Source organism: Rhodococcus sp. C-2, from assembly GCF_027854095.1.
Lineage (GTDB): Bacteria > Actinomycetota > Actinomycetes > Mycobacteriales > Mycobacteriaceae > Rhodococcus_F > Rhodococcus_F qingshengii.
In genome coordinates this window covers 272,578-297,818 of the sequence record NZ_JAQGFI010000001.1, presented here as the reverse complement: position 1 = coordinate 297,818, position 25,241 = coordinate 272,578, and the positions used below count along the sequence as shown (strand labels likewise).

Genomic DNA, 25,241 nt, shown 5'->3' with positions numbered 1-25,241 from the left:
TAGTGAGCTGAAACTGCTCGAGACTAAGACTGCGGGTGTGTGACCGAGTAGGCCACACACCCGCAGTTTTTTGTTCGCGAGTCAGCTCACCAGTTTGGTTTCCAGAGCGCCGACGAGTTCGGGAGCAAGCTCCAACCCGGCGGTCAGATAGTTCTCGACGGTCCCGTAGTGGTGCTCGACCTGCTCGAAGGCAGCGCCCAGGTAACTCGCGTCGACGGAAAGCAGCAACCGGATCACCTCGCCCTTGTCTGCATCTGTGGCAGCGGCGATCTTCGCGACTGTTGCATCGATGTACTCGGCCGAGTACGTGTTCGTGAGCAGGTAGTCCGCCGTGATCGTTTCGCGCGGTACACCAGCGAGTGTCTGCAGTAGTGCTGCCGCCCAACCTGTTCGGTCCTTGCCCGCCGTGCAGTGGAAGAGTTGCGGCCCCTCGGTGGTCGCCAGGGCGGCGAACAACTGCGAAAATCCGTTCCGAGTGACGGGGTCTGCGACAAAGCTGCGATTGATGTTCTGCATGAAAGCTGTTGCAGCGTCCGCTGTTCGGAGAGCCATCGCTTCGGCGTGGATGTTTCCGGACAGGATGGGAATGTGGGCGTACATCGCCGGCGCCGGCACGATGTCGGGAGTTTCGTTCGCCTCGGTTTCGGAGCGCACGTCATAGACGGCGGTCAGCCCCAGCGATTCCACGATTGCAAGATCCTCGGGCGAGGGCGTCAGTACGTTTGCACGGTAGAAGACTCCGCGGCTCATCGCCTGTCCGCTGGTCGTGACGTACCCGGGGCCGGCCACGTCGCGGAAGTTGTGAATCGAAGCCAGACGCGGTGTGTCAGGCAGGGGTGTGTCGGGCAGGGCAGTGTTGGGCAGGGCAGTGTCGGAAAGCATGGAGCCGGCCTTTCGGAGGTAGAGTCGCGTCAACTGAAAAACTACTGAATCGGTATCTCGACAGTGTGATCGATGCCACTGACCAAGAGTCGTGCCTGGCCGGGTGCAAAGTCATGTGCGAGGCGGGTATGTGGTCAGGCTATCTGCGCGCGCCTGTATGGTGTTATCGGTTGTAGTTGTCCCTATTGGATTGGTGGACGTAGACAGACATGAAACTGTTCCTGGATATCCTGCTGGTCATCACCAGCTTGCTCCTCATCGCCTTGGTGCTCCTGCATCGCGGTAAGGGCGGCGGTTTGTCGAGTCTGTTCGGTGGCGGTGTCCAGTCCAGCCTGTCCGGATCGACTGTTGTCGAGAAGAACCTCGATCGGTTGACGGTCTTCACCGCGTTGATCTGGCTCATTTCGATCGTCGGCATCGGCCTGGAGATCAAGTTCGCCTGATTCTCGGCTCATGACTTACAGCCGGTAGTTTTTCACACACGAATTTCAGACACGGAACCCCGCCTATCGAGCGGGGTTCTTTGTTTCGGTCGATAATTGTGTGATGACTGAAACCGCGTCGCATCGAGAAACACCGCGAGAGGCCACCGAGCCGCTGCGCGAAGACATCCGGCTTCTCGGCGGAATACTCGGACAAATAGTGCGAGAGCAAGCCGGCGACAATGTGTTCGATCTGGTCGAGCGAGCCCGTGTCGAGTCGTTCCGAGTCCGTCGTTCGGAGATCGATCGCGCCGAACTGGTGTCGCTGTTCGCCGAAATCAGTACGGACGACGCCATTCCCGTCATCCGGGCGTTCAGTCACTTCGCACTGCTCGCCAACCTGGCCGAGGACATCCATCGCGAGCGTCGACGGGCCATCCACGTCAATGCGGGGGAACCGCCCCGCGACAGCACTCTCGCGGCCACGTACACCAAACTTGATGCAGCCGATATCGATTCGGCCACCGTCGAAGAAGCGCTTCGGGGCGCCCTGGTCTCACCCGTCATCACCGCTCACCCGACGGAGACTCGACGCCGTACGGTGTTCGAGACGCAGAGTCGGATCACCGAGTTGATGCGATACCGCGAGCGCACGGCGCTGAGCGTCGCAGAAACCGCTGATGTAGATCTGCAATTGCGCCGTCAGATCCTGACCCTGTGGCAGACGGCTCTGATCCGGCTCAGCCGCCTCCGCATCCAGGATGAAATCGAGGTAGGCCTGCGCTACTACGACGCAGCGTTGTTCGAGGTGATTCCGAAGATCAATGCGGAGGTTCGCAAAGCTCTGCGCGCGCGTTGGCCGGAAGCTGGCCTGCTGCCGGAACCGATCCTGAGGCCGGGTTCGTGGATCGGCGGTGACCGAGACGGCAATCCGTACGTGACCGGCGAAATCGTCCAGCGCGCCACGTCGCGCGCTGCGGCGACTGCTCTCGAGCATCACCTCGAGGAACTCGAACATCTCGAGCGTGAACTGTCGATGTCGGCGCGGCTGGTTTCCGTCACGCCCGAACTCGATCTGCTGGCGTCTACCTCCGGCGACGACTCTGCCTTCCGGGCCGACGAGCCGTACCGTCGCGCGATTCGCGGTATCCGCGGGCGCTTGAGCGCCACAGCACTGACGGTACTGGGGGAGTTGCCCGCCCACGGCTCCGACGACGGACTCGAGGCGTACACCGACCCGGCACAGTTGCAGCGGGATCTCGGAATCATCGACACCTCGTTGCGTCGTTTCGGTGACGAGACCATCGCCGACGATCGACTCGATCGGCTCCGAGAAGCGGTGGAGGTGTTCGGCTTTCACCTGTCCGGTCTGGACATGCGGCAGAACTCCGAGGTACACGAAAGCGTCGTCGCAGAACTTCTGGCGTGGGCCGGAGTTCACCCGGACTACGCGTCCTTGCCGGAAGCCGATCGAGTCGAATTGCTGTCGGCCGAGTTGACGACGCGGCGACCACTGACTTCGCCGGACGCCGAGTTCAGCGAATTGACCACCAAGGAACTGGCCATCATGGCGGCCGGTGCCAAGGCAGTGCGGGTTCTCGGAGCGGGTGCGGTACCCAACTACATCATCAGCATGTGTACCTCGGTCAGTGACATGCTCGAGGCCGCAGTGCTGCTCAAAGAGGTCGGGGTGCTCGATCCGGGCGTCGGCAGCGAACCCTCCTGCCCGATCGGAATCGTCCCGTTGTTCGAGACGATCGAGGATCTGCAGGGCGGCGCCGACACATTGCTGGCGACGCTCGACATCCCGATCTATCGTGCGATCGTCCGTTCTCGCGGTGACAGTCAGGAAGTGATGCTCGGGTACTCCGACTCGAACAAGGACGGTGGCTATCTAGCTGCCAACTGGGCGCTGTACCGTGCCGAGCTCGACCTCGTCGATGCCGCGCGTAAGAGCGGAATCAGGTTGAGGCTCTTCCACGGCCGCGGCGGAACCGTCGGACGTGGCGGCGGACCGAGTTACGAAGCGATTCTGGCTCAGCCTCCCGGTGCAGTCGCTGGTTCTCTGCGAATCACCGAGCAGGGTGAGGTGATTGCGGCCAAGTACGCCGAACCGCGTCTGGCACATCGCAACCTCGAAACACTCATCGCCGCGACTATCGAGTCGACGTTGCTCGACGTCGAAGGACTCGGCAGCGATGCCGACGCTGCCTACGCGGTACTGGACGAGCTCGCGGCCCTCGCCCGCACCGCGTACAGCGAATTGGTCCACGACACACCAGGATTCGTGCAGTACTTCGAAGCGTCGACACCGGTCGCCGAGATCGGGGCACTCAACATCGGCTCTCGTCCGGCCTCGCGCAAGCAGACCAAGGCGATCTCCGATCTGCGAGCGATTCCCTGGGTGCTCTCGTGGAGTCAGTCTCGCGTGATGCTTCCGGGTTGGTACGGAACCGGCGCCGCGTTCGAAAGATGGATAGACGGAGACGACACTCGGCTTGCCACGTTGACGGCCCTGTACGAGAAGTGGCCGTTCTTCCGAACCGTGCTCTCGAACATGGCCATGGTGATGTCGAAGTCGGATCTCGGTTTGGCGGCCCGGTACGCGGACCTCGTGCCCGACGCCGAACTGCGCGATCGAGTCTTCGGAATGATCACCGACGAGCACGAACGCACAATTCGCATGTACAAGGCAATCACGGGCAACGAGAACCTCTTTGCCGACAACTCGGGCCTCGAGCGGTCGGTCCACAACCGGTTCCCGTACCTCGAACCTCTCAACCATCTACAGGTCGAGCTGATCCGTCGGTACCGTTCCGGCGACGAGAGCGATCAGGTGCGTCGGGGTATCCAGCTGACGATGAACGGCCTTGCCACTGCGCTTCGTAACAGTGGCTAGGTAACAGCGGCTGGTTCTGCAGGTTTACCAGGGTGTGCGTGCGGCGACTCTAGAGCTGTCGCACGCACACCCAACGCTGCGCACCGGACCGAACGGGGACCGCAGTGGATCTGCAATTGGACGGACGAACTGCCGTCGTTACCGGCGCGGGAAAAGGTATCGGGTTGGCGATCACTCGGGCCCTGGTGGCCGAGGGAGTCCACGTCGTCGCGGGCTCGCGGACGCTCTCGCCGGAACTCGAATCGCTGCAGTCCGGCGGCGCCGTCACCTTTGTCGGCGTCGACCTCGCGAGTGTCGAAGGGTCAACCCGACTGCTCGAGGTTGCAGCAGCGAGGGGCGGCGTCGACATCCTGGTCAACAACGTCGGCGCCGTCACCCCGAGAACGAGCGGTTTCGCGGCCATCACAGACGAAGAGTGGGCGGCGTCGTTCAATCTGACGTTCTTGTCGGCTGTACGCACTGTTCGCGCTGCGCTGCCGGAGTTGATCCGCCGAGGTGGCGGGAGCATCGTGACGATCAGTTCGGTCAACGCATTCTTACCTGACCCCACGGTGATCGACTACAGCGCCGCCAAAGCGGCGTTGACCAACTTCTCGAAGTCGTTGTCCAAAGAACTGGGCGGGCAGGGGATCCGCGTCAATACCGTCAGCCCTGGCCCGGTGCAAACGGAGTTGTGGCTCGGCAAGCACGGAGTGGCCTCGACGCTGGCGAAGGCGAGCGGATCAGCCGCCGACGACATCGTCGAAAGCGCCGCGGCCGGAGCCGAGACTGGGCGGTTCACCTTCCCCGAAGAGGTTGCCGACCTGGTGTTGTTCCTCGCCAGCGATCGTGCGGGGAACGTGACAGGCGCGGATTTCGTGATCGACGGCGGTCTGATCAAGACCTTGTGATCATTGCTGCCTGAAACCTGATCATGTGCGCGACGGTCGACGACGTGATGCACAGGATCACTGCGGACGCGATGACCACCCACAGTCCCCACCCGATGGACGGTCCGGCAGTGTGCCCTGCGAACTCGGTACTACGTCGCACGATGGACGCGGCGTTTCCGACGGCAACGATCAAGACCGCGATTCCGACCAAAGGGCCGGTGCAGTGATTCTTGATCTCGGGCGTGACGTCTCGAACCATGAGGGTGATCAGCGCGGTCACCGCACACAGAGCGAGGACGAGAGTGATCACTCCGCATTCGTCGATACCACTGTGGTCCAGCGCGGAGGATGACGTCCACGGGCCGAGGCTTCCGGCGACGATCCCGGCGCACGCCCAGAGCGATCCGATGAGGCTAGGTCCGAAACGGTCGGGCATGAGGGAGGGAATTGCGCGGGTCGACGGCAGCTGAAACCCGAAGGCGCGTTGGTGATCCGGCTGATTGGGTGTGAACGTCACGGGACGGACCACCTTTCCTCCGCGGCGTCGAGCCGCCCAATCCAATGCTTTTCCGGAGTCTAAGGGCCGCCCAGTTCACTTTTGCCGAATCGAGCGAAATTGATTGAACCGGCGCTAGGGCTCGAGCAACTCGGCGTGAGAACATTCGTTGCAGCCCGCACCGACGAGGCGCTTACTGTTCAAACGGCGTCGTGAACGACACTGGTTTGCCGGCGGCGCGCGCGTACGCGATCTCTCGGCGCGTGGACTCACCGATGTATCCGCGAGGGTTGACGACCAGAACCCGATCGGCGAGGTCGATCTTGCGTAGGTGGAGCGCGTCGAGCAGGATCTTCTGCTCGACAGAGACCGCCTCGTCTGCTTCAACCGGCGCGACGACGATCACGCCCGCGAACGTCAGGTCGCGGTTCGCCTCCCGCATCTCTTCAGCGAATCGCGCAGAGCCGCAGATACAGACAATCTCAGGTCGATCGGGCACGGTTTAGTCTCTCACCGACGCGAGAGCCCGCGGCCACACCAGTCTCGTCAGATATCTTCGGCAACGCACCCCAGCTGTCAGTGAACGAAGTCCAGAGCTTCCTTGATCCACGCGTTGAATTCGACGTTCGAACTCGTCCCGGTTCGGTCGACGACGATCCATCCCTTGCTCATCGGCTTACCCCGCATCTCGGGCCAGCTTGCACCCTTGTGCGTCAGAAGCTCGTCGACTCGATCGGGGTCACACCGAACCATGATGTTGCCGTGTGAGTTCGCACTGGCGGCCAGCTTCCCGTTCACCATGAAGCTCAGCCCACCGAACATCTTTACTTCCTCGACGTCGTCCTCGCCCGAGAGCGCATCGCGGATACGCTCAGCCAGCGCTTTGTCGTATGCCATGGAGGCCTCCTGGGGTGGAGTTCCAGGTTAGATCAGATGGCGCAGGTACGTGTGCGGGTCGTGAAGGAACCGCTGCCAGTTCGACACCAGATCGAGGTCCTCCCAGCTCGAAGCTCGGATTCCCCATTCGCCGATCTCGAGCAGGTTGGCGTTCGGCAGCGCCGCGATGATCGGCGAGTGCGTCGCGATCACCGCCTGCGCGCCGGATTCCACCAGCTCGCCGAGCAGCGCGGCCAGTGTCAGGGTCCCCTGGAAGGAGAGTGCGGCATCGGGTTCGTCGATGAGATAGAAGCCGCCGTCGGAGGTCCTCGACGACAGGATCTCGAGCAGCGCCTCACCGTGGGAGAGGTGATGGTAAAGCGGTTCAGGTCGCTTGGGATTGGGGTTGTCCTCCAAGTACGTGTACAAACCGTGCAGGGTTTCGTCTCGGAGGTAGTACGCCCACTTCGATGCTCCGGGACTCCGCTCGAGCACAAGGTCGAGGCCGCCCGGTTCACTCGATCGAGTCTGATGCCGCGTATTGGTCGACCCGCCTTCGGCGTTGAGACCGAGAACGGCGGCAATAATTTCGATGACGGTCGACTTTCCCGCTCCGTTTTCGCCGACCAGAATGGTGACACCCGGTGGTAGCTCGAGACCGTGCTGAACGATCTGCGCGACTGCAGGCACCGTCATCGGCCAGCTGCCTACGTCGGCGCCCGACGATGGCCCGGCCTTGATGCGGCGGATGGGTTGTCTCTGCACGGCCATACGTTCTCACAAGGCTCCGACGAGAACGGACGTTAGTGGCGCTGCGCGAGCAATTCGACGATCTGAGCCACGAGATCGAGAGGGATCGGTTTGTTCAGCGGGAACTTCACCGTTGATTTCGCAGCCCGGTAAGGGTCGACGGACTTCTCGAACTCGGCGTCACCCGCCGGGAGCGGGTACATCGAGATGTGGTTTTTCCAGCCTGCGAAGTGAATCAGGTTCTTTCCGTGCACCGTCATGGTCGGCATCTGATAGCTGATGGTCTCATCGAGGCCTGGAACCGTGTTGTGAATCGTCTCGCGGATACTCTCGAGGGCTGGTTGCACGTCGGTGGGAAACGAAGCGATGTATTCGTTGATCGTCGCGAATTCGGCCATGCGCGGATCATAATCGCGCTCCGACTCCCAATTGCGGCGACTTGGGGGACAAATGAGACCATTAGGTATGAAAAATCTGGAACCTTGGGAGTTCGCCGGCATGCTCACGCATCTGCGCGCCTACCTGGCCAACGCAAGGCGCTTTCTGCGGGGGTGGTCTTACCGCGAGGTAGACGGCTCGTCGGAAGATCGTTGACTAGTCACGTTCAGCGTTGGTAATGCCAGAAATCGGGGCGGCTGCCGTCCGCGTCGGTGAACCCGTATTCCGTTCCGAGTTCGCCTGAACTGACCGATCGCTGATTCCATCGCTGTCGATTCGGATCGGCAGCGATGGCCGCGATCGCACGTCCGATGAATCTTGGTGACTCGGAGCGTGCGAAATCCGCGGGCGCAGTCGGACCATCCCGCTCCGGCAACAAAGCGTCACGCCAATTCGATTCGCCGACACCAAAATTCTCGAGCATCATCTCCGATCGCAGGAACCCGGGAGTGATGGCGACGGCAGTACAGCCGAACGGGGCAAGTTCGTGGCCTTGCGAAAATGCGAGCCTGTTCACGGACACCTTGGCCAAGTCGTAGAACACCGAGATGCGATAGTTCGATGCGTTGTATTCGGTAGTGCCATCGGTTATTTCGGCGACCAGTCCGCCTGGCCGATCAGTCATGAGCGGCAGGAGGTGGTGCGACGTGGTGATGTGGGTGTCGATCGCCAGACGCAAGATGTGAAACCCCTTGTCCAGATCGTGTTCCCATACCGGCGTGTTCCACTCCGCCGGCCCACCCTTGAGTAATTCCGCGCCCCAGATGTCGTTGACCAAGATGTCGATATGGTGATAGTCGATTCGCAAGCGTTCGGCGAGATCAGCCACTTGTTTGCTCTTGAGATGATCGACGGCAATCGGCACGCCGACGCCGCCCAGCTCGGTGACCAGCTCTGCCGTCTCTTCGATGGTCTCTCCGCGCGGATAGTCCGACTGAAGAATTCCGGCAGATGTGCTCCGGCCAGTGCAGATGACGGTTGCACCGGCCTCGCCCAAGGCCGCGGCGATTCCGCGTCCGGCGCCCCTCGTCGCCCCGGCAACTACAGCCACTCGCCCGCGAAGTGCGTCCGGATTCGGTGTCCACGACATTGTTCGATTGTTCTCGCCTGGATTGCTTCGTTCAAGAGTGAACGCGATCTGCGGAACCGAACCTTACTTCGCGGCGTCCAAGGTAGTAATCACTCGGATGAAGGAGGTAGGGGAGAGATGGATCGTTGTGTGGGGCGCAGTGCTGGTTGGAGAAACGGGATCTCGGGATTGAGTTCCGTTCCGTCAAAAGGAAATTCGCATCGGATCCGGACTCGGCGGGTAGTCGAAAGTCGCCACGGTGAGGAAGTCGTCGACGTACCACCAAGCCGGGAATCGCCCGAAGACGATTCCCGACCGGTGTGAAATCAGATCTGTGAAATCAGATCTGTGAAATCAGATCTGTGAAATCAGATCAGGGAAGCTGCGAGGCAGCGTCCGAATCGAGGAACCAACGTGTCGCAACCAAACCGGTGGCGCCGGCGGACGGCCAGTCGTCGGCCGAAGCACCTCCGACGGCTTTGGCAACGGCCTCGGCCTTTGCAGCACCCGAGACGAGCAGCCAGACCTCCTTGGCTCGCCGAACAGCAGGCAACGTGAGGGTGATCCGCACCGGTGGCGGCTTGGGGGAGTCCGTCACCGCGACTACGAAACGCGCTTCTTCGCGAACAGCGTCGGTATGCGGGAACAACGAGTTGACGTGTCCTTCGCCGCCCATACCGAGCAGGTGCACGTCGAACGTCGGAACCTGATTCCCGTGTGCCTGAGCGCCCAGCAGTTGTTCGTACGCCGTCGCCGCCCCGTGTGGATCACCGTCGTAGATACCGTCGGATGCGGCCATCGCATGTACCCTGTCGGGATCGACCGGCACATGATCGAGAAGCGCCTCACGTGCTTGCACTTCGTTCCGCTCGGGATCGCCGGACGGCAGGAACCGTTCGTCGCCCCAGTACAGATCGATCTGCGACCAGTCGATGTCGCCGGGAGCTTCACGCAACTTCTCGAGAAGTGCGATGCCGGTTCCACCGCCAGTCAGCACGATGGACGCAAACCCGCGAGCCTTCTGGGCATCGACGATGGTCGTGACCAGGCGTGCGGCGGCAGCGCCGACAAGTTGGCCGGCGTCGGAAAACTTCTCCACGACAACATCACTCATAGGTCACCTTCTCCAATCCGGCCAGAGCTTCTTCGTAGATCTCGTCCGGATCGAGCCGACGCAATTCCTCGGCGAGGCAATCGCGTGTCTCTCGACGACCCAGAGAAACCAGCGCGTCAGGCTGACCGGTGCGGATCAACGTAGCGGTCGTGCCCTCCTGCGGACGACTGATGGAGATACTGCGGGTCTCGAGCTTCAACTCGACCGTCAGCTCACCCGTACGTCGAATGACCGGACCGTCGATCTTGGCCGCCAACCAACCGGCGAGAATATCCAGTGCCGGTTCGGTTTTGAGACCGGAGACCACCGCTGAGGTGATCTTCTCGTGCGGCGGCTGATCGAGAGCCGACGCGAGGAGCGCGCGCCAGTAGGTGACGCGACTCCAGGCGAGATCGGTATCGCCGGCGGTGTACGACGCGAGTCGCCCCTTGATGGTGGCGGTCGGATCGGGGGCGCCGGTGGCATCGGTGATGCGCCGTATCGCGAGCTTCCCGACGGGATCCTTGGCCGGAATCTCGGGTGCCTCGAGGGGCCACCACGCGACTACCGGTGTATCGGGGAGCAGGAACGGGATGACGACGCTGCTCTCGTGATCCGCAAGCGGACCGTAGAGACGCAACACGACAACCTCCGAGGCGCCGGCGTCCCCGCCGACACGGATCTGAGCATCGAGCCTGGGCTCACTCTGCTCGTCGCCACGCAGAAGCACGATGACGCGGCATGGGTGCTCGCGGCTTGCTTCGTTGGCGGCCTCGATGGCTTCCTCGGCATTCCCGGTGTCCCTGGTGCAGACGACGAGCGTCAACACTCGTCCCAAGGTGACAGCGCCGCCGGTCTTACGTACCTCGACCAGTTTCTTGCTGACCTGGACCGTGGTGGTGGACGGCAAATCGAGAATCACTAGGGTCGCCTCCATTCGCGTCCGGTGCGTTGCATCATTTCGTCCGCAGACGGTGGTCCCCACGTTCCGGCCTCGTAGGGTTCCGGCTTACCGCCGGCAGCCCAGTGCTCGAGGACGGGATCGAGGATCTCCCAAGACAATTCGACTTCGGCATTCACCGGGAACAGAGACGGCTCGCCGAGCAACACGTCGAGAATGAGCCGCTCGTACGCCTCCGGAGACGACTCGGTGAAAGCCTGGCCGTACGAGAAGTCCATGTTGACGTCACGGACTTCCATGCTCGATCCGGGAACCTTCGAGCCGAACCGCATGGTGACGCCCTCGTCGGGCTGCACGCGGATGACCAGAGCGTTCTGGCCGAGGTCTTCGGTCATCGTCTTGTCGAACGGTAGGTGCGGTGCACGTTTGAACACCACCGCGATCTCGGTGACACGGCGTCCGAGTCGTTTGCCCGTGCGCAGGTAGAACGGCACACCCGCCCAGCGGCGGGTGTCGACCTCGAGGGTGATGGCGGCAAAGGTCTCCGTGATGGAGTCCGCTGCGAAGCCGTCTTCTTCGAGGAGCCCGACCACCGGCAGCCCACCCTGCCAGCCGCCCGCGTACTGGCCGCGGGCGGTGGTCTCGTCGAGGGGCTCGGCAAGGCGAGTAGCCGAGAGGACCTTGATCTTCTCCGCCTGCAGATTGAGCGGCTCGAAGCTGATGGGTTCTTCCATCGCCGTGAACGCGAGCAACTGCAGCAGGTGGTTCTGGATCACGTCACGGGCCGCGCCGATGCCGTCGTAGTACCCCGCGCGTCCACCGAGGCCGATGTCCTCGGCCATCGTGATCTGAACGTGGTCGACGTAGTGCGCGTTCCAGATCGGATCGAACAACTGGTTCGCGAAGCGCAGAGCCAGAATGTTCTGGACGGTTTCCTTACCGAGGTAGTGGTCGATACGGAAGACCGTGTCCTCGGGGAACACCTTGTTGACGACGGCGTTCAGTTCGCGAGCGCTCTCGAGGTCGTGGCCGAACGGCTTCTCGATGACGACTCGTCGCCACTGACCGTCCTCGGCCTGCGCGAGGCCCGACGCCGACAGTTGCTCGAGCACCTGAGGAAACGCGTTGGGCGGAATCGCAAGGTAGAAACCGTGATTGCCGCCGATACCACGTTCGTTGTCGAGCGTGGCCAACGTGTCGGACAGGTTCTGGAAGGCCTCGGCCTCGTCGAAACTGCCCTCCACGAACCGGATACCTTCGGCGAGCCTCTCCCAGACGTCCTGACGGAACTTGGTGCGAGCGCCGTCCTTGACTGCCTCGAGGACGACGTTCGCGAAGTCCTCGTCCGTCCAGTCACGCCGGGCGAACCCGACCAGAGCGAATCCGGGCGGCAACAGTCCACGGTTGGCGAGGTCGTAGATGGCGGGCATGAGCTTGCGCCTGGCAAGGTCGCCGGTAACACCGAAAATCACCAGGGCGCAGGGCCCCGCAATGTGCGGAAGCCGTTTGTCGGTGCTGTCCCGAAGGGGATTCACCCAATCTGATGCCGCCGCGGAATCGCTCACAGGCTCAGCTCTTCTGGGTTGCTGCGCGGAGCTGCTCGGCGGTTGCGTCGAGCAACTCGTTCCAGGACACCTCGAACTTGTCGACGCCCTCTGTCTCGAGGACCTTGAACACGTCCGCAAGATCGATGCCGACTGCAGCGAGCTGATCGAAGACCGCCTGTGACTCCTGAGCGGTGCCCGAGATCGTGTCGCCGGTGATCTCGCCGTGGTCGGCGAGAGCGTCGAGCGTCTTCTCCGGCATGGTGTTGACCGTGTTCGGCGCAACCAACTCGGTGACGTAGAGCGTGTCGGGGTAATCCGGGTTCTTCACGCCGGTCGACGCCCACAGCGGACGCTGAGCCTTGGCGCCGTCGGCCAGAAGAGCCTGGAAGCGCGGCTGCACCTCGAAGATCTGCTGGTACGCGTTGTACGCCAGACGTGCGTTTGCGAGTGCAGCCTTGCCACGAAGCTCGAGGGCTTCCGGCGTGCCGATTGCCGTGAGGCGGTTGTCGATCTCGGAATCCACGCGGGAGACGAAGAACGAGGCGACCGACTCGATGGACGAGATGTCGCGGCCGGCAGCCTTGGCGGTGTCCAGACCTTCCAGGTATGCGCCCATGACTGCCTCGTAGCGCTCGACCGAGAAGATCAAGGTGACGTTGACGCTGATGCCCTCACCGATCACCTTGGCGATGGCGGGAATGCCTGCCAGCGTCGCGGGAATCTTGATCAGGACGTTCGGACGATCGACGATCTTCTGCAGCTCGATCGCCTGCGCGACGGTGGCGTCGGTGTCGTGAGCCAGGCGAGGATCGACTTCGATGGACACGCGGCCGTCGACGCCGTTCGACGCCTCGAACTGCGGAGCCAGGATGTCGCACGCAGCACGCACGTCGTCGGTGGTCACCGCGGTGATGGTGGCGTCGACATCGGCGCCGCGCTGTGCGAGCTCACGGACCTGAGCGTCGTACGCCGATCCCTTGGACAGTGCCGCCTGGAAGATCGACGGGTTGGTCGTGACACCCACGATCGACTTCGTGTCGATGAGGTTCTGCAGGTTGCCGGACTGGATGCGATCCCGCGAGAGGTCGTCGAGCCAGATGGAAACGCCTGCAGCGGAGAGCTTTTCGGTATTCACGTTCTGTGTCATCGAGATCATCCCTTCACAGCTGCGAGGGAGCGCTGCGCGGCTTCGACAGTCGCGTCGGCAGTGATGCCGAACTCCCGGAACAAGGTCTTGTAATCGGCGGAAGCGCCGTAGTGCTCGAGCGAGACGGCCTGACCGGCGTCGCCGAGGATGCGCCACCACGGCATCGCGATGCCGGCTTCGACGGACACACGCGCGCGCACGGCGGGCGGAATGACCTCGTCGCGGTACGCCTGATCCTGCTCGAGGAACCAATCGAGGCACGGCACGGAAACGACGCGGGTTGCGACGCCCTGAGCTTCGAGGGTTTCGCGAGCCTCGGTGGCCAGATGCAGTTCGGAACCGGTCGCCAGCAAGATGACCTCGGGCGAACCGTTGGCTGCGTCGACGAGGACGTAAGCGCCGCGCTTGACACCCTCGGCAGCCTTCTCCTTGGTGCCTTCGAGAACCGGGATGTCCTGGCGCGTGAGTGCCAGAGCCGTCGGGCCCGTCTTGTTCTCGAGTGCTGCCTGCCATGCGAAAGAGGTCTCGTTGGCGTCACCCGGGCGGACGACGGCGAGGTTCGGGATCGCACGAAGAGCAGCGAGGTGCTCGACCGGCTGGTGGGTCGGGCCGTCTTCGCCGAGACCGATGGAGTCGTGGGTCCAGACGTAGGTGACGGCAGTCTTCATCAGTGCGGCCAGGCGAACCGCCGGACGCATGTAGTCGGAGAAGACCATGAAGGTTCCGCCGTACGGGCGGGTGGGTCCGTGAAGCGCGATGCCGTTGAGGATCGAGCCCATCGCGTGCTCGCGGATGCCGAAGTGGAGCGTGCGGCCGTAAGGCTGCGCATTCCAGTCGTTGGTGGAGATGGAGAACGGGCCGAACGAATCTGCGCCCTTGATGGTGGTGTTGTTGCTGCCGGCGAGGTCGGCGGAGCCGCCCCACAGCTCGGGCAGGATCGGTCCGAGCGCGTTGAGTGCCGAACCGGAGGCCTTGCGAGTCGCAACGCCCTTGGCGTCGGCCTCGTAGGTCGGGAGAGCGTCGGCCCAGCCGGCGGGGAACTCACCGGCGAACAGGCGGTCGAAGAGTTCCTTGCGCTCGGTCTCACGTGCAGCCCACGCGTCGAACTCGACCTGCCATGCCTTGCGTGCGTCGGCGCCGCGGGAGACGACCTCACGGGCGTGAGCCAGAGCGTCGGCGTCGACGTCGAAGGACTTGGCCGGATCGAAGCCGAGGGCTTCCTTGACCGCTGCAACTTCGTCGGCACCGAGAGCGGAGCCGTGGACGTCGCCGGTGTTCATCTTCTTCGGAGCCGGGAAACCGATGATGGTGCGGAGCAAGATGATGGACGGACGATCGACGACGGCCTTGGCCGCGGCAACCGCGTCGAGGATGCCGGAGACGTTCTCGCCACCTTCGACGTGCTGAACGTGCCAGCCGTACGCCTCGTATCGCTTTCCGACGTCTTCGCCGAGAGCGATGGTGGTGTCGTGCTCGATGGAGATCTTGTTGTCGTCGTAGAAGACGATGAGGTTGCCCAGTTCCTGGACCCCGGCGAGGGACGAGGCCTCGGACGTGACGCCTTCTTCGATGTCACCGTCGGACGCGATCACGTAGATGTGATGGTCGAAGGGGGAGGAGCCGACCGGGGTCTCCGGATCGAACAGTCCGCGCTCACGACGCGCAGCCATCGCCATACCGACTGCGGACGCAAGGCCCTGGCCCAGCGGACCGGTGGTCATCTCAACGCCGACGGTGTGGCCGACCTCGGGGTGGCCGGGGGTCAGTGCGCCCCACGTGCGGAGAGCTTCGAGGTCAGCGAGCTCGAGGCCGTAGCCCGACAGGTAGAGCTGGGTGTACAGCGTCAAGGATGAATGGCCACAGGAGAGAACGAAGCGGTCACGGCCGACCCATTCTGCATCCGAAGGATCGTGGCGCATGACGCGCTGGAAGAGGGTGTATGCCAACGGCGCCAAGCTCATTGCAGTTCCGGGATGGCCGTTGCCGACCTTCTGAACCGCGTCGGCGGCGAGCACGCGGGCGGTATCGACAGCCTTGGTGTCCAGGTCGGTCCAGTCCGAGGGGTGGACGGGTTGCGTGAGGACGTGGATCTCGTCTGTGATCGACACTGGCAGATGTCTCCTGACATGGTGTACGTGGATTGCGAGGGTGGGGTGTCCCTCCACTGCGTAACCCAGCCTAATGGTCCTGGCTGTCCGGGTCGATTCGGTTCCTCAATGGCTGCGGTCTACCATCGTTCGTAGTAGAGAACAGTGTCAGCAGTGTGTCGTGAAGAGTTAGTGCGGTAACGCGTGGTGCAAGGAGAGAACGTGCGGACAGGGCAACAGCCGAGCGGACATGGCTTCGGCAGCCCAGGTGCCGCCCCGCGGGCGACCAATACCGATACGGTGTGGGGTCGCGCAACGGGCAAGGTTCTGGCTTATATCGCGCTCACGAAGCCGCGAGTGATCGAATTGCTGTTGGTGGCAACCATTCCGGCAATGCTGCTGGCCGATCGCGGAACGGTCGACATCGTTCTGATCCTCAGCACCCTCTTCGGTGGCTGGATGGGCGCGGCGAGTGCGAACTCGCTCAACTGCGTCGTCGACGCCGACATCGACAAGGTCATGAAGCGCACGGCGAAGCGTCCGCTGGCCCGCGAGGCGGTGCCGACGCGCAACGCGCTCGTCTTCGGGCTCCTTCTCGGACTCGCGTCGTTCCTGTGGCTGTGGTGGCGAGCCAACCTCCTAGCCGGCATCCTCGTCGTGATCACGATCGCGTTCTACGTCCTCATCTACACGATGGTTCTCAAGCGTCGTACCTGGCAGAACGTCATCTGGGGTGGCGCAGCCGGATGTATGCCCGTCCTCGTGGGCTGGGCCGCTGTCACCGGGTCGCTGAGCTGGCAGCCCGTCGTGCTGTTCCTGATCATCTTCTTCTGGACGCCGCCGCACACCTGGGCGCTGGCGATGCGATACAAAGAGGACTACAAAGCTGCCGGTGTTCCCATGCTTCCGGTGATCGCCACCGAAGAGCACGTCACCAAGCAGATTCTGTTCTACAGCTGGGCAATGGTCGTCACGACGCTTGTCCTCGTGCCCGCATCGGGAGTCATCTACGCCGCCATCACCATCGTTGCCGGTGCGTGGTTCCTGCTCATGGCACATCAGCTGTACCGCAGCGTTCGCGGTGGTGCTCAGGTCAAACCGCTACGCTTGTTCCTGCAGTCCAACAACTATCTTGCGATCGTGTTCGTCGGCCTCGCCGTCGACTCGGTTCTCGGACTCCAGACGATCAGCGACATGCTCAGCTGATTCTGCTGTGCGCCTTTATTAACCGCGGGCGGTTAATAAAGGCGCACAGCACTTCGCTAGGGAATCAGAACGATCGACCCGGTCGTTGCTCGACCTTCCAGATCCCGATGCGCTGTTGCCGCATCGGCGAGGGGATACTCGGCGCCGACGCGAATATCGAGTTTCCCGTCCGCAATGGCGTCGAAGACATCGCCGGCACGCCAGGTCAGTTCCTCTCGAGTGCGAATGTGATGCGCGAGCGTCGGACGCGTCAGGAACAGCGAACCCGACGAATTGAGCCGCTGCGGATCGACAGGCGGAACCGGTCCACTGGCCGCACCGAACAAAGCGACCGTGCCGCGGATGCGCACGGAAGCCAAGCTCGAATCAAAAGTTGTCGCACCGACGCCGTCGTATGCCGCCGCTACTCCTTCGCCGCCGGTCAACTCCCGGACTCGCGCTGCGATGTCCTCGTCGTACCGCAGGACCTCCGCGGCGCCCGCGCCACGCGAGAGTTCTTCCTTTGCATCCGATGACACAGTCGTGATGACCTTCGCCCCGAGGCTGACGGCCATCTGCGTCAGGATCAACCCGACGCCGCCCGCGCCTGCGTGCACGAGCACGGTGTCGCCGCTCTGGATCGGATACGTCGACTTCGCGAGGTAGTGCGCTGTCATCCCCTGCAGGAGCGCCGACGCCGCGGCCGATGCCGGGACACCGTCAGGCACTTTCACGGCGACTGCGGCGGGAACAGCCACCTTCTCGGCATAGCTGCCAGTGGCAGCGGCCCACGCGACCCGGTCGCCCACGGCGAATTCGTTGACCTCGGAACCGACAGCTTCGACGACACCGCTGCCCTCGTCGCCGGGAATGTAGGGGAGCGGACGCTTGTACTGGCCCATTCGGAAGTACGTGTCGATGAAATTGATGCCGATCGCTTCGGTCTTGACGAGTAGATCGCCTGGGCCCGGTGTCGGTTCGGGTTGTTCGGTCAGAGTCAGCACCTCTGGTCCGCCGGTCTCGGTCACGTAGATGGCTCGCATGGTTTCTGTTCTACACCCGAGGCGGCCGACGCTCAGTCCATGCCTGGTGTCGCTTCCGGGCTACCGACCAGTATTGTCGAGTCATGAGCACCGATACCGAGAAGTCGGACGCCACCCCGTCCGCGCCGGAACTGCCGAAGTCCACGGTGAACGCCATCACCAAGTTCGTCGCCGAGCACGGCGGCTCCGCCAGCGCCGTCATCCAGCCGGTCGGCCTGGCCGGCGTTCGCATCACCCTCGTAGGTGCCGACGGCATCCTCGGTGATCAGGTCGTCGAGGACCTCGCCACGGCCAATGCCGTCGTTGCGTCCTTCGACAACGTCACCGTTGCCGAGTGGGAGCGCGAACTGACGAGCATCGTCACCCCGCAGGAAGGCCATTTCAAGAAGATGGCCGGTTGGGTCGCCAACCAGACTCGGTTCCCGAAAGCTCGCAACGAATCCTGAAATGACGTGTGGGGCGTAGGAACACCTTTTGGTGTTCCTACGCCCCACACGTGTCTTGAAGCGTCAGACAGCTGGTATCGGCGAATTGGTCGGCGTGTACTGGCGGGTCTTACCCGCAGCCCAAACTGCTGCGGTCGCAGCCGTGCACAGTCCTGCACCGGCGACGTGCATGATCACCAGAACTTCCGGCACATCGGTGAAGTACTGCACGACACCGATGAGCGACTGCGCGAGGATCAGTCCCAGCAGGACCTTCAGACGGATCTTCACGGCTGCGGATGTCCCGACCGCATACAGGCCGAAGGTCAGACCCACGACCAGCGCGAGATATCCGACCAGAAGCTGTGAGTGCAGATGGACGAGCGTCACGATCTCGATCTCCAGGCGAGGCACCGTCCGGTCCAGTCCCTTGTCGCCGGCGTGCGGGCCTGCGCCCGTTACGAGAGTTCCAGCGACCAAAACGCCGGCGAGCGCGACACCTGACAGCGCGGTAAGCCAGCGCAACGGCTTCGGCATCACGACCAGAGTTGTTGCTTCGTCGGGTTCCGCGATCTTCGCGTACATCACCGTGGCAACCCAGACCATCAGCATCGACGCAACCAGGTGAATGGCGACCGTCCACCACAGCAAGCCTGTGAGGACGGTGATACCGCCGATCACTGCCTGAACGACAGTGCCGAGCGGCATCATCCAGGCGTAGACAAGCACCTCTTTGCGTCGGCGAGCGCGAGTCACCGCAAGCACGATCGCAGCGGCGACGATGACGACCAGGAAGGTCAGCAGGCGGTTGCCGAACTCGACGGCTTGGTGAATCACCGCGACCTGTCCGTGGCCGACCGGGACGAAGCTACCGGGGAAGCACTGCGGCCACGTCGGGCAACCGAGCCCCGAGTCCGTCACGCGCACCACCGCGCCGGTGACAGCGATGCCGCCCTGCGTCAGGATCACGATGAACGCGATGATTTTCTGCGTTTTCAGCGAGGGGAGAGGTAGTCGATCCACCAAGCGTAAAAATCCGGCATACACACGATTCACCACGCCAACGATCGTAGTTCCCCATCAACTACACAGTGTCGTTGGGGCCAGCTCGCTCCGCGCCTGCCCCGCGTCGTTGGGGCCAGCTCGCTCCGCGCCTGCCCCGACTCGTCGAGACCAGAACTGCGCAGCCGTGGGGGCAGCTCGCGTCAGTTCGCGCGAACTCGCACGATTCCCGAGATCGTTCCCTGGAAGTACTCGCCCGACTCGGTGATGAGTGCAGACATCTGAAGGGTGTCGTTGAGGATCGTCGACGGCAACGGAGTCGAACCGATCTGAGACCCGTCCTTCGAGTCGATCACCGCGAAGGAGTAACCGTCCAGCGGAGAGGTGTTCGGAGCACCGTCCCGTGTCACCGTGTAAATCGAGCCGTCAGCCGTCGAGAGGTGAGGTACCGCGGAGCTGCGAATCGTGTTGTCCCACACGACATGGCAGCCGACCGGATCGATGTCGACGCGGGTCATTCCGCCGTTGAAGGGTGCCGTGGCGGGGACCGCTGGACCGGCACCTTCAGGAGTCGTGGGGTACGGGTATCCGTAAGTGCCGGCGACGTAGACGGAATGACCGATGCCGACGGGGGAGTTCTCGCTGCCGCTCGGTGAGCCGTCCTGGCTGGCAGCGGACAACACCGGCTGCGTGCACACCTCGGCGCCCGTGTCAGCGCGATAGACATGCAAGCTCACTGTCGGGTGGGCGTTGTCGACGATGGTCAAGAAATCGCTGCCCGTCGACGGGCCGAAGTATGTCGGCGTCGATCCGGTTCCCCAGCTGAGCTGACCCGGATTACGGGCCGGCCCGCGGTCGTACGGCTGACGCCAGTCGATGACGACCTCGTCGCCATTTCGCTTCAGTTGGTAGAGCGCGTGGGTAGTTGCGACAGCAGTGCCCGTCGGGGAGGTGGAGATGCTGTTCTGCACCTGTTCACCTTCGGGGAGCGCAATGCTGTGCGCGATTCGATCCGCGCCGACATACCCGACGGTGCCGTGCCCGGTGGCGAACCAGACATTGCCGTCCCAGTCCGGAGCGAGGCCGGTGACGTTGTCGTCGGCGGCAACCGCACCACTGAGATCGATGACCTCCGCGAGTTCCAGCCGCCAACTGCCGTCCGGATTCTGCGCATGGGAAATGCGGACCAGTTGACGGTTTCCGTCGACGGCTACGAGACGGTTCTCGTTGTCGAGGTAGGCGTAGACGCCGCCGAGCAGACTGCCCTTCGCGAGCGGCAGTTGTGCTACGGATCTACCCAACGGCGTGGCGTCGGCCTTCGGATCGATCAAATGGATGGTCGGGATCTGGCCGATCATCGTCGTGCAGAGCGAGACGACCATGCCGTCGGAACCCTGGAGGACCGTCGGGCAGGCGGCCATCATCGGGAAAGCTGTCACCTCGTGTGGGCCGGTTCCTGGACCAGGCAGCGGCGTGACGTCGGACGAGCCCGCGTCACCGTGCATGGTGGAAGTACCGACGGGACCGAGGTACGGATTTGCAGGTGCGAGGGGACCGGACACCGAAGGGGTCGCCGTTGCGGGTCCGGCACACAACATGACTGTTGCGGCCACACAGCCGACGATCTGAGCTGTCCGTCGTGTACTCACGTGAACTTGAACCACCTTGCTGCGCAGACTCCGGCCACTGCGGCCCAGATGAGAAGTACGAGAATCGAGAACCAGTCCATCGAGGTGTCGAGGGCCGCTTCGAGTGCGTGTGCGAGAGCGCCGGACGGAACAATGCGGACCAGCGTGTGGACGGCGGTCGGAAGTTCACCACTGGCGAAGACCACACTGCCGATGCCCACCATGATGAACCACAGGATGTTGGCGAGAGCGAGAACGATCTCTGCTCGCAAAGTACCGCCGAGCAGTAGGCCAAGCGCTGCAAATGTGACAGTACCGATGGCAATGACCACTGCGCCGAGTACAAGTTCGACGAATGACGGACGCCATCCCAACGCCAAACCGATAGCGCCGAGCAAGAGTGACTGCAGAGCCACGACGATGATGACGGCAGCGCTCTTGCCTGCGATGATTCCCCACCGCGGTAGCGGCGTTGCACCGAGTCGCTTGAGCGCGCCGTATCGGCGGTCGAATCCGACGGCGATGGCCTGTCCGGTGAACGCCGTCGACATCACGGCAACCATCATGACACCAGGGAGCACGGTATCGACCCGAGAATCGCCCAAATCGCCGATCGGAAGTAGACACAGTCCGATGAGCAGGGTGATCGGGATGAACATGGTGAGCAGCAATTGCTCACCGTTGCGGAGCAGAAGAGTCAGCTCCAGTTTGGTCTGCGCCGCCAGCATCTTGGCCGCCGAATTGGGGCGGGGATCCGGCGAGAAGGTGCCTGGCTCGAAGCGGTTCTCGGCGAGCCGTCGGTCTCTGGCAACGCTGATGGGACTGCTCTGGCCGTTCGACGCTGTTTCGTTCATGACCTTGATCTCCGTCATCCCCTCAGTTCCCGGCCCGTCAATTCGAGGAAGACGTCTTCCAGACTCCGTTGATCGACGCGAATGTCGTTGATCAGCACGTCCTGATCGGCAAACCACGTTGCGACAGTCGCCACGGTTGCCGGATCGATTGCACCTTCGACGACATAGGTGCCGGGGTTGGATTCCTCGATGCGGAACCCGGCGAGTGAACCGGCCAGCGAATCGAGGCTCAAACCGGGAACCGTCGTCAGACGGAGTTGTCCTTCGGCGCCCTTGCTGGTGACCTCCGCCGGCGTTCCCGACGCGACGATCTTGCCGTGGTCGATGATGACCAGTTCGTCGGCGAGCGCTTCGGCCTCGTCCATGAGGTGTGTGGTGAGCAGGACGCTCACGCCGTCGCGTCGCAGAGCGTCGATGAGTTCCCACACGAGTAGACGTGCCTGAGCGTCGAGGCCGGCGGTGGGTTCGTCCAGAAATACCAATTCGGGACGGCCGACCAGCGCGCACGCCAGTGACAGTCGTTGCTGCTGGCCTCCGGAGAGGCGGCGGTACGGGGTCTTGCGCGCATCGGTGAGGCCGAGTTTGGAAAGGAGCCAGGCGGGATCGAGCGGGTCGGCCGAGTATGCGGCCACAAGGTCGAGCATTTCCCCGGCCTTGGACCCGGGGTACGCGCCGCCGCCCTGCAGCATGACGCCGATTCGCGAGCGGACTTCACCGGAGTCGGCGATGGGGTCGAGACCGAGCACTCGAACCGTGCCGGCATCGGGGGTGACAAAACCTTCGCACATTTCGACGGTGGTCGTCTTACCGGCTCCGTTGGGGCCGAGCAGGGCAACGACCTGGGCCGTCTCGACAGTGAGATCGATACCGTCGACGGCTCGAACACCGTCGAAGGACTTGACGACACCCTGGATCTGTACCGCCGGCGTCGACGATCTGGAGGCTCTCGAGGTCACGGGGAATCAGCGTAAGCCCCCGCCGAGTTGTCTTCGTCTACCGGTCCGCCTTTCGTGATCTCCGCTACTGGCTTGTCGCTACGCCAGGGGAGTGAACTGCGGGTGAAGACGATGAGCGTTCCGGCGGTGAGGATGGTCGCGATGACGGCCTGCACGATCATGAACGGAAGGTATTCGGCGCCGTTGGACATCAACATGACGCTGACGATCGAGGTGAAGACGACGGCAGGGATGCGGAAAATCGGTGCGGTGGCCCACGCCGCCAACGGAAGGATCGCCCACAGCAGGTACCACGGCTGAACGACGGGGAACAGGAGAACGATCGCTCCGAGTGCGATACCGAGTCCACCGACCGGGTGTATGCGGCCCATGTACACCGAGATCATCATCCGTGCGGTGACGAGCATGGCGACGAGAGTTGCGATGGGCCGCGTGATCGTGAGGATCGCCGTCGTGTGATCGCCGAGTCCGAGCAGTACGCCTGCCAATCCCGTGCCGACGCCCAGGAGCGTCGGGATGGACATCCAACTCCGGACTGCCGTGGCGGTGTCGAGGGTGTTGATCCAACCCATACCGAGCCCACTGGCCACGCTGATGACAAACGTGACGACAGCGGCAACGATGCCCAGGAGAATCGCGGCTCCCGCCAGGGCTTTCCAGGTTCCACCCCAACGCCGGGCCAAAGCCATGCCGACAAATCCCAGTGCAAGCAAGGACGGAATTTTGACGGTCGACGACAAGGCGATCAAACCTGATCCCGCAACGAGATAGAACAGCGCTCGCCCACGGATGGGCCCGGACCCTTCGACTGCGCGAAGAGCGATCTCGATTCCGGCGAGCATCAACCCGAGCATGAGTGCTTCGTTGTGGATGCCGGCCACCAAGTGGAAGAGCAACAGCGGGTTCGCGGCACCGAGCCAGAGCGAACTGACGGCAGAGACACCGCATCGCTTGGCCAGTCGCGGTATCGCCCACACGATGAGCGCGACGCCGGCCAATGCGAGCAAGCGGTGCAAGAAGATTCCGGCCACGATGTTGTCGCCGGTCAGTGAGCTGATCCCGCGTCCCAGCCACAGGAAGAACGGTCCGTACGGAGCCGGGGTGTCGCGCCAGATCGTCGGAACCGTGCGGGTGAGAACGTGGTCGACGCCCAGTGCCGCCTTGGGGCCGATGGCGTACGGATCGAGTCCACGGGCCGCGATTTCGCTTTGAGCCAGATACGAGTAGACGTCGCGGCTGAACATCGGCGGTGCGACCGAGAGCGGCAGGATCCACAGCAGGAGTGTGCGGTCCAACTGGGAACGGGTCATGCGCCGCGGTGCGCCGGAACGGCTGCGTATGTCCCCGACTGCAAATCGGCCCATCATCAGCCAGGCCAGAACGACGAGCACGGTTCCGGTCATCGTCATGGTGAGTGAGACCGTCGGCATACGTCCGGGAAGGCTGAGGACTCGAAGTCCTGCGGTCGGATTCTGCAGGACGGGTTGTGCGCCGGCGCCGAGCGCTCCGACTGCCATCAAGACCGCGCCGGTTGCGCCGAATCGGCGAATCCCTCGCAGTTGTGCGGTTTCCTTCGCGTTCAGGCCCGGGCGCTCGTCCTCGTCGCCGTGCAGCACCGCGGCCATACTCTGCCGGGGAGCGGATCCGAAAGGTCGAACGCCGATTGTGGAAAGCGCGAGTGCCTTGGGTTTTTCCAGCAGGATCGCGCGCGCCGATCGCGCGGTCGTCGTCTTCTCGGGGGTCTGCGGCACACCAGGCAGCGTAGCGGCTCCATCCAGCCGGACAGACAAGCACAAACAACGTACGTTGTCCGGATATTCCCGAATGTAATGCAGGTTGCCCTTAGTAGACCTGCGAAAAGAATTCCGTCACACTTGTGTTGTGAAAAGAAATGCGTCAGACCCTCGAAGCAAGGAAGTTGCAGGTCAGCCCACTGTAGCGACCTCGCCTAGTGCTGCCGCAAATCCGGTGACGGTGAGCGTCGAAGGCCAGACCCGGGCCGCAGTGGTCAAGCTGCTACTCGAAGAAGGCCCCATTACCGCCTCCGAAATCGGCACGCGCCTCGGTTTGAGTGCCGCAGGTGTCCGACGTCACTTGGACGCTTTGATCGAGTCCGGCGAAGCCCGAACCGCTTCGGCGGCGTCGCTGCGTCAGCGTGGACGAGGTCGTCCCGCCAAGCAGTTCCAGATCACCGCGACCGGCCGAGGCCGCCTCGGCCACACCTACGACGATCTGGCGGGAGCCGCGATGCGGCAACTCCGTGAAATCGGCGGAGACGCGGCAATCGAGGAGTTCGCCAAGCGTCGGGTTCAGGCGATCGTCGGAGACGTCGAACCGGCTGATCCGACAGATGTCGACAACGTCGAGGCGACAGCGGACGCAATCGCCGAAGCCTTCAACGCGGTGGGGTTCGCAGCGTCGACCCGGCCGGTCGGCAACGGCGTGCAGATCTGCCAACACCATTGCCCGGTTTCCCATGTGGCAGAAGAGTTTCCGGAACTGTGCGAGGCAGAGCAGCAAGCATTCCGGCAATTGCTCGGGACTCATGTTCAGCGTCTGGCGACCATCGCCAACGGTGACTGCGCCTGCACGACGCACGTTCCCCTCGTGTCCACCGGGAGTAGATGACCGGACCAGAGTGTTTTACAGAGCGTTGCCACCGTGCAGCG

At 63.0% G+C, this 25,241-nt stretch carries 25 protein-coding genes; 7 read left to right on the top strand and 18 right to left on the bottom strand.

Annotated features, from left to right (window positions below; translation table 11 throughout):
- Positions 1–81 precede the first annotated feature (81 nt).
- On the bottom strand, positions 82–882 hold the full coding sequence (locus PCS43_RS01195; RefSeq protein WP_039972891.1) for a tyrosine-protein phosphatase: 801 nt from the start codon (positions 880–882) through the stop codon (positions 82–84).
- A 209-nt stretch (positions 883–1,091) separates the two neighbouring features.
- Between PCS43_RS01195 and secG the strand changes: the two genes are divergently transcribed.
- The 3 genes from secG (at position 1,092) to PCS43_RS01180 (ending at position 5,093) form a co-directional block, all read left to right on the top strand.
- The gene (secG, locus tag PCS43_RS01190) at positions 1,092–1,325 is read left to right on the top strand and encodes a preprotein translocase subunit SecG (protein ID WP_003944946.1); all 234 of its coding nucleotides are present in this window, start codon (positions 1,092–1,094) and stop codon (positions 1,323–1,325) included.
- Positions 1,326–1,428: 103 nt separating this feature from the next.
- Positions 1,429–4,203 (top strand): phosphoenolpyruvate carboxylase, encoded by a 2,775-nt coding sequence (gene ppc, locus PCS43_RS01185; protein WP_050656345.1) that lies wholly within the window; start codon positions 1,429–1,431, stop codon positions 4,201–4,203.
- A 104-nt stretch (positions 4,204–4,307) separates the two neighbouring features.
- On the top strand, positions 4,308–5,093 hold the full coding sequence (locus tag PCS43_RS01180) for an oxidoreductase (RefSeq protein WP_042919818.1): 786 nt from the start codon (positions 4,308–4,310) through the stop codon (positions 5,091–5,093).
- Here the strand turns inward: PCS43_RS01180 and PCS43_RS01175 are convergent.
- From PCS43_RS01175 to PCS43_RS01155, 5 genes are all read right to left on the bottom strand, one after another.
- Positions 5,080–5,592, bottom strand: a complete 513-nt coding sequence (locus PCS43_RS01175) for a hypothetical protein (protein ID WP_007727952.1) — start codon at positions 5,590–5,592, stop codon at positions 5,080–5,082. The genes PCS43_RS01180 and PCS43_RS01175 overlap by 14 nt on opposite strands.
- Before the next feature lie 172 nt (positions 5,593–5,764).
- The gene (locus PCS43_RS01170) at positions 5,765–6,013 is read right to left on the bottom strand and encodes a hypothetical protein (protein ID WP_218960106.1); all 249 of its coding nucleotides are present in this window, start codon (positions 6,011–6,013) and stop codon (positions 5,765–5,767) included.
- Between the two features lie 134 nt (positions 6,014–6,147).
- Entirely contained in the window at positions 6,148–6,468 is a 321-nt protein-coding gene (locus PCS43_RS01165) for a TfoX/Sxy family protein (protein WP_003944891.1), read from the bottom strand.
- A gap of 27 nt (positions 6,469–6,495) precedes the next feature.
- Positions 6,496–7,218, bottom strand: coding sequence for an AAA family ATPase (locus PCS43_RS01160; protein WP_003944997.1), 723 nt, complete (start codon positions 7,216–7,218; stop codon positions 6,496–6,498).
- A gap of 32 nt (positions 7,219–7,250) precedes the next feature.
- Positions 7,251–7,595, bottom strand: a complete 345-nt coding sequence (locus tag PCS43_RS01155; protein WP_030536407.1) for an iron chaperone — start codon at positions 7,593–7,595, stop codon at positions 7,251–7,253.
- Positions 7,596–7,662: 67 nt separating this feature from the next.
- Between PCS43_RS01155 and PCS43_RS01150 the strand changes: the two genes are divergently transcribed.
- Complete coding sequence (locus PCS43_RS01150) at positions 7,663–7,791, top strand: hypothetical protein (RefSeq protein ID WP_257226963.1); 129 nt, start codon at positions 7,663–7,665, stop codon at positions 7,789–7,791.
- A gap of 10 nt (positions 7,792–7,801) precedes the next feature.
- Here the strand turns inward: PCS43_RS01150 and PCS43_RS01145 are convergent, their stop codons facing one another.
- From PCS43_RS01145 to tkt, 6 genes are all read right to left on the bottom strand, one after another.
- Positions 7,802–8,725: an SDR family oxidoreductase gene (locus PCS43_RS01145; RefSeq protein WP_007727945.1), complete on the bottom strand. Its 924-nt coding sequence runs from the start codon at positions 8,723–8,725 to the stop codon at positions 7,802–7,804.
- A gap of 352 nt (positions 8,726–9,077) precedes the next feature.
- Positions 9,078–9,818 (bottom strand): 6-phosphogluconolactonase, encoded by a 741-nt coding sequence (gene pgl, locus PCS43_RS01140; RefSeq protein WP_042919814.1) that lies wholly within the window; start codon positions 9,816–9,818, stop codon positions 9,078–9,080.
- The gene (opcA, locus tag PCS43_RS01135; RefSeq protein WP_003944921.1) at positions 9,811–10,719 is read right to left on the bottom strand and encodes a glucose-6-phosphate dehydrogenase assembly protein OpcA; all 909 of its coding nucleotides are present in this window, start codon (positions 10,717–10,719) and stop codon (positions 9,811–9,813) included. Before opcA ends, pgl begins: the two co-directional genes overlap by 8 nt.
- Positions 10,719–12,263, bottom strand: a complete 1,545-nt coding sequence (gene zwf / locus PCS43_RS01130) for a glucose-6-phosphate dehydrogenase (RefSeq protein WP_003944956.1) — start codon at positions 12,261–12,263, stop codon at positions 10,719–10,721. The genes opcA and zwf overlap by 1 nt, the downstream gene beginning before the upstream one ends.
- Before the next feature lie 4 nt (positions 12,264–12,267).
- The gene (tal, locus tag PCS43_RS01125; protein WP_209908615.1) at positions 12,268–13,392 is read right to left on the bottom strand and encodes a transaldolase; all 1,125 of its coding nucleotides are present in this window, start codon (positions 13,390–13,392) and stop codon (positions 12,268–12,270) included.
- Between the two features lie 5 nt (positions 13,393–13,397).
- Entirely contained in the window at positions 13,398–15,500 is a 2,103-nt protein-coding gene (tkt, locus tag PCS43_RS01120) for a transketolase (RefSeq protein ID WP_003944976.1), read from the bottom strand.
- 201 nt (positions 15,501–15,701) lie between these two features.
- Here tkt and PCS43_RS01115 point away from each other — a divergent pair, with 201 nt between their 5' ends.
- A complete protein-coding gene (locus PCS43_RS01115; protein ID WP_003944994.1) occupies positions 15,702–16,685 on the top strand; it encodes a heme o synthase in 984 nt (327 codons plus the stop codon).
- Between the two features lie 56 nt (positions 16,686–16,741).
- On the opposite strand, the gene PCS43_RS01110 is transcribed toward PCS43_RS01115, so the two are convergent.
- Complete coding sequence (locus PCS43_RS01110) at positions 16,742–17,707, bottom strand: quinone oxidoreductase family protein (RefSeq protein ID WP_047270394.1); 966 nt, start codon at positions 17,705–17,707, stop codon at positions 16,742–16,744.
- An 83-nt stretch (positions 17,708–17,790) separates the two neighbouring features.
- Here PCS43_RS01110 and PCS43_RS01105 point away from each other — a divergent pair, with 83 nt between their 5' ends.
- The gene (locus tag PCS43_RS01105) at positions 17,791–18,153 is read left to right on the top strand and encodes a hypothetical protein (RefSeq protein ID WP_003945032.1); all 363 of its coding nucleotides are present in this window, start codon (positions 17,791–17,793) and stop codon (positions 18,151–18,153) included.
- 63 nt (positions 18,154–18,216) lie between these two features.
- Here PCS43_RS01105 and PCS43_RS01100 read toward each other — a convergent pair whose 3' ends face one another.
- The 5 genes from PCS43_RS01100 to mptB all read right to left on the bottom strand — a co-directional run bounded on the left by PCS43_RS01100 (position 18,217) and on the right by mptB (position 24,323).
- Positions 18,217–19,191 (bottom strand): COX15/CtaA family protein, encoded by a 975-nt coding sequence (locus tag PCS43_RS01100; protein WP_021332987.1) that lies wholly within the window; start codon positions 19,189–19,191, stop codon positions 18,217–18,219.
- Between the two features lie 146 nt (positions 19,192–19,337).
- The gene (locus PCS43_RS01095) at positions 19,338–20,732 is read right to left on the bottom strand and encodes a hypothetical protein (RefSeq protein ID WP_218960187.1); all 1,395 of its coding nucleotides are present in this window, start codon (positions 20,730–20,732) and stop codon (positions 19,338–19,340) included.
- A 47-nt stretch (positions 20,733–20,779) separates the two neighbouring features.
- Positions 20,780–21,616, bottom strand: a complete 837-nt coding sequence (locus PCS43_RS01090; RefSeq protein ID WP_371684328.1) for an ABC transporter permease — start codon at positions 21,614–21,616, stop codon at positions 20,780–20,782.
- A 14-nt stretch (positions 21,617–21,630) separates the two neighbouring features.
- Positions 21,631–22,572, bottom strand: coding sequence for an ABC transporter ATP-binding protein (locus tag PCS43_RS01085; protein ID WP_209908618.1), 942 nt, complete (start codon positions 22,570–22,572; stop codon positions 21,631–21,633).
- Positions 22,569–24,323, bottom strand: a complete 1,755-nt coding sequence (gene mptB / locus PCS43_RS01080; RefSeq protein ID WP_209908622.1) for a polyprenol phosphomannose-dependent alpha 1,6 mannosyltransferase MptB — start codon at positions 24,321–24,323, stop codon at positions 22,569–22,571. Before mptB ends, PCS43_RS01085 begins: the two co-directional genes overlap by 4 nt.
- A gap of 130 nt (positions 24,324–24,453) precedes the next feature.
- On the opposite strand from mptB, the gene PCS43_RS01075 reads away from it, so the two are divergent.
- Complete coding sequence (locus PCS43_RS01075) at positions 24,454–25,200, top strand: helix-turn-helix transcriptional regulator (protein ID WP_076948451.1); 747 nt, start codon at positions 24,454–24,456, stop codon at positions 25,198–25,200.
- Positions 25,201–25,241 lie beyond the last annotated feature (41 nt).